The sequence below is a fragment of the Anaerosporobacter sp. genome (assembly GCF_031551385.1).
In the GTDB taxonomy this organism is placed as follows: domain Bacteria; phylum Bacillota; class Clostridia; order Lachnospirales; family Lachnospiraceae; genus Anaerosporobacter.
On the sequence record NZ_JAVBNS010000106.1, the window covers coordinates 1 to 4,441 of the forward strand.

Annotated in this window: 3 protein-coding genes; 2 read left to right on the forward strand and 1 reads right to left on the reverse strand. The window is 37.1% G+C overall.

The annotated features are described in order from the left end of the window. Nucleotides 1-1,830 (forward strand): M56 family metallopeptidase (locus RMR19_RS09695; RefSeq protein ID WP_310603295.1); only part of this gene is annotated, 1,830 nt, incomplete at its 5' end. 11 nt (nucleotides 1,831-1,841) lie between these two features. On the opposite strand, the gene RMR19_RS09700 is transcribed toward RMR19_RS09695, so the two are convergent. Continuing rightward, on the reverse strand, nucleotides 1,842-2,765 hold the full coding sequence (locus tag RMR19_RS09700) for an AraC family transcriptional regulator (RefSeq protein WP_310603296.1): 924 nt from the start codon (nucleotides 2,763-2,765) through the stop codon (nucleotides 1,842-1,844). Between the two features lie 809 nt (nucleotides 2,766-3,574). Between RMR19_RS09700 and RMR19_RS09705 the strand changes: the two genes are divergently transcribed. Then, nucleotides 3,575-4,441: aldo/keto reductase (locus RMR19_RS09705; RefSeq protein WP_310603297.1), on the forward strand; the 867-nt coding region annotated here is incomplete at its 3' end.

The window sequence follows — 4,441 nt, forward strand, 5'->3', positions numbered from 1 at the left end:
AGACGTGTATTTGATGTGGAAAGCAAGCTACCTGTATATGTAGCAGATGTGATTCAAACGCCGTGCATGTTTGGTGTATTCAGACCAGCAATCTATATTACAGAGGAGGTAGCGAACGACAAGAATACATTGCGATATGTACTTGCTCATGAAGAGATGCATTATAGACATGGGGACAATTGGTGGACAGTACTTCGAAGTATCTGCCTGATTGTGCATTGGTACAATCCACTTGTTTGGCTGGCAGCGATTCTTAGTAAGGCAGATGCGGAATTGGCTTGCGATGAAGCTACGTTGAAACATCTGGGCAGTCAGGAACGTTTTGCCTATGGGCAGGTGCTGATTGAACTCTCTACAAAAAAGAGTTCCTCAAGAGAGTTCTTGCGCTGTGCAACAACAATGAAGAGCAATAAGAAGCAGATGAAGGAAAGAATACAATTCATTAGCAGAAAGCCTAGGATGTTGATACAAGCATTTGTAATAGTAGTTGGGTTAATTGCGATTGCTGTTATAGTTACATTTACAGGGCAAAAGGCAAGTGACGATTCCGCAGCAGAAGAGTTTACAAAGATGGAGACATGGAACAGTGCTAGTTTGAAAGGTGTGGTAGCGCATAGTAAAGGCGATAATGCAGAGATATCACAAGAACAGTCAGCACTGGAAGATATAGCACAAGATGATTCACAAGAAAATGGAACAGAAGATGGGGTGAGCGGGAATATAGATATTCAGGAAGATGGATACTCTATGAACAAGCAAATCGTTGGAACTTCCATAACTCCTTCTGCAGAATTGGTATCAGCATTAGAGGGGGAGGTAGAAGACTGGAGAAGAGATTTCTTTACATTTGCGAATCGTGCGTTAATGGCAATGAACGAAGAAGAGGATAATGAAAATAAAAATGAAGAATTTCGTAATGCGTATTATCTAGTTGGAGAGACGTCGTCCTTTATAACATATGGAAAAGGGGATTTAAATTCATTTGTTATAAAGACAAATGAAGGAGATTATATAGCTGTGGATTCTCCTTATACATCAAACTATTGTGTCAGTCCCGTATTTGGGGAAAAGGATTATGATGGAGATGGAGACGAGGAGCTTGCGATTATCACATATTTTCTACATGGAACAGGGGTTTCTATCTATACGTTATACATGGTAGATAAGCAGGCAGACGGACAGTGGAATGTATATCAATACTGTGCGGAAAATTACTTGTCACAACTTGGAGAACATTATGAAACAGTTATCGATGCACAGGGAATCCAATTAAAAGTAGATTCTGCTTTGGTAGGAAGAAAGATAGCGATAGAAAACAAAACCTATCTCTATACGGCAGGAGACCAGATTGGTTTTGAGTTGCGAGATAATACCATAAAGATGAATGCACTAATAACCGCTTCCAATACAAAATTAAATGAACCTAGGTATATCTATAGTGAAGATGGGTTAAAAGCGGATGTTTTGTATATGGGAGATGGAAAATGGGGGCTTTCGAAGGTAGCATATTATAACGATGGGATTGAGTCAATGATGGCAAGTATCGTTGAATTTTATTTTTATAATAATTCGGATATGTTGAATATATATGCTGCAAAAGATACTTCATTAGAAACGTATGGTGAAACAGTAAGAGAATTGCCAAAGACTATTAACATATCCTATGATTCCAAGCTGATGAATGAGGATAAGTTGATTGTATCAGCGTGTCTGCTAAGTACACCAACGAGTGATTCTTATGACTATCTAACATGTGAGCTTGTGTATGAAGATTCAGAAGATTCACCAGTTGGAGTATGGAGGATAAGGAGCATTGGTCTTGAGAAATAAATGATATAAATCTAGCATGAGGTTGACTTATCTTGTAAAAATTGCGTTGGTGTTAAGCCAACGCTTTTTTTGAACGCTTTACTAAAATGATATTCATCATGAAATCCAACATTGCGTGCAATCTCATATGACTTCATAGTACCAGTTAATAAAAGTTCTTTTGCTTTATTGATTCGTATTGTATTCAGGTATCCGAAGATCGTAAATCCTGTTTGCTTTTTGAAGATGCGATTTAGGTAATCGAAGTTCATATTTAGTTGACTTGCAATAGAGTCTCCTGTTAATTTTTCTCCAAAGGAATTACGTAGATAGATAAGTAGTTCTTGCGTTTTGTTCATCTGGCCAGCAATTTTGCCTTGATTCGTGGTCTTGTGAAATACCGTTTCTGAAAAATATGTTGATAATATAGTGAGAATCTCGATTAACTTGCATGAACAGATTAATTTGAAATGTTCATTTTGTCCATGAAACGCAAACAGAGCTTCCTGCATGTATTGTTCAATTTGGTCAAGAATCGTTTTATCTGTAATATAGAGATCCTTTGGAATAAATAATTTGGATTTCGTATAAGGCTCATAGCTAAGTGGGTCACAATTGTAAAAAAGACGCTTATTTGCAAGGAGAATACTTTCAATGGAATCGAATTTGCTACAATCGAATGTAGTGAATGTATCACTTGAAAATTGTATATAATAGTAGTCACAAGAGCTTTCCTTGTACCCTTCATGTGGCTGATTTGGCTCTAATAAAAACATATCGCCAACGTTCAATTCCTGTTTGGAATCACCTTCTTGTATATAGAGTGTTCCGGAGTTGACTATGTATAAACTATATTCATCTGTAATACGTGTAGGATGAATCCAATGTTCTGGTGTGATGTTGTGACTCATGTAGGAAACTTTCGGTAGAATGGTTGTTTGTAAACAAAAATACATGGTGTTTTCCTCCTTTGAGGTTGTTGGGGTACTTGTGTATTGGGGGATTTGAATGCAAAACTTTTGTAGGTTGTAGTAGCTTCTTCGCTAATGTACTATAACACGAAACACGCTATACGCCTAAGAACTTCTAAGTGTGTATGGGGAGGTATTGAAAAGGATACGGAATCGCCCTCAATTCGGCATCCTGCCTCAGTTCGGGCTGGCTCGGCGTCCATGCCTCGCCTTCCTAGGTTGTGAACATACACACTAAGAAGTGCTAAGGTGTTTCGCTATTGTTTCTTAGTTATGGTACAGCAGCGAATAAGCAAGGAAGAGTAAAGAAGTTTTGCATGGCTACTTTGTTGATACACAAGTACAGGTAATTATCGAAATGGATAAATAATTGAGTAAATAATAATTCAAAGTAGTTGTTAATTATTTTGAAGATAAGGACTTGTCGCAAAACAAGTTTTAACCATAATATGCAGTGATATGTTTCAAGTGATATCACGCTATATTGTTGAAAAATTTTAAATTTGTAACAGTCACTTGGATATTGCAAAGAGTTTTCTAATTGGCTTTACTTTAACACATAAAAGGTGTTATGTAAATAAGGTAATGTTCATGGTAATGTAGATTAGAAATATAGTCTAACAAAGTCGCCCTTGTACAAGAAGTGGACGGTGTACTACATTTTTAATTGGAAGAATGTGCGTTAAAATGAATACAACAAATGAATGACGAGATGGATAATGGTAGCGTAAGGGAAGCATTTTCTATGTACCAGACATCATTTTAAGTCGATGAGAATGGAAGGAGAAGATACAATGTATCAAGCAAGTGATAATAGATATGAGCATATGCAATATAAAAACTGTGGAAATAGTGGGTTGAAACTACCACGAGTTTCTCTTGGGTTATGGCACAATTTTGGTTCGGTTGATCCTCTTGAGAATCAAAAAGCAATGTTATTTGAAGCATTTAACGAAGGAATTACACATTTTGATTTAGCGAATAATTATGGACCTGCGGCAGGGTCAGCTGAGGAAAACTTCGGACGTATCATGGATAGTGATTTGCGCCCATATAGAGATGAGATGATTATCTCTACAAAGGCTGGATATGGTATGTGGGATGGCCCTTATGGAGATGGTGGTTCTAGAAAATACCTTATGTCAAGTTTAGATCAAAGTTTAAAGAGAATGAAATTAGATTATGTTGATATTTTCTATCATCATAGATTTGATACAGAAACACCATTAGAAGAAACAATGGGTGCTTTATCGGATATCGTTCGCCAAGGAAAAGCTTTATACGTTGGTATCTCTAATTATAATTCAGAAAGAACAAAGAAAGCAGCAGAGATTCTGAAGGCAAATGGAACACCTTTACTTATCAATCAAGTGAATTACAACATGATGGATCGTTGGGTAGAAGAGGATAATCTACTTGATACATTAGATGAAGTTGGCGCAGGAAGTATCATTTTCAGCCCACTTGCACAAGGTGTATTAACAGATAAATATTTACACGGTATTCCAGAAGGAAGTAGAGCGACAAGAAACTGGTTCTTACATGAAGATAGCATTACAGCAGAGGTAGTTGCTAAAGTTTCTAAGCTAAATGAAGTAGCACAAGGCAGAGGACAAACTCTTGCACAAATGGCTCTTTCATGGGTATTACGTGACCGTGTT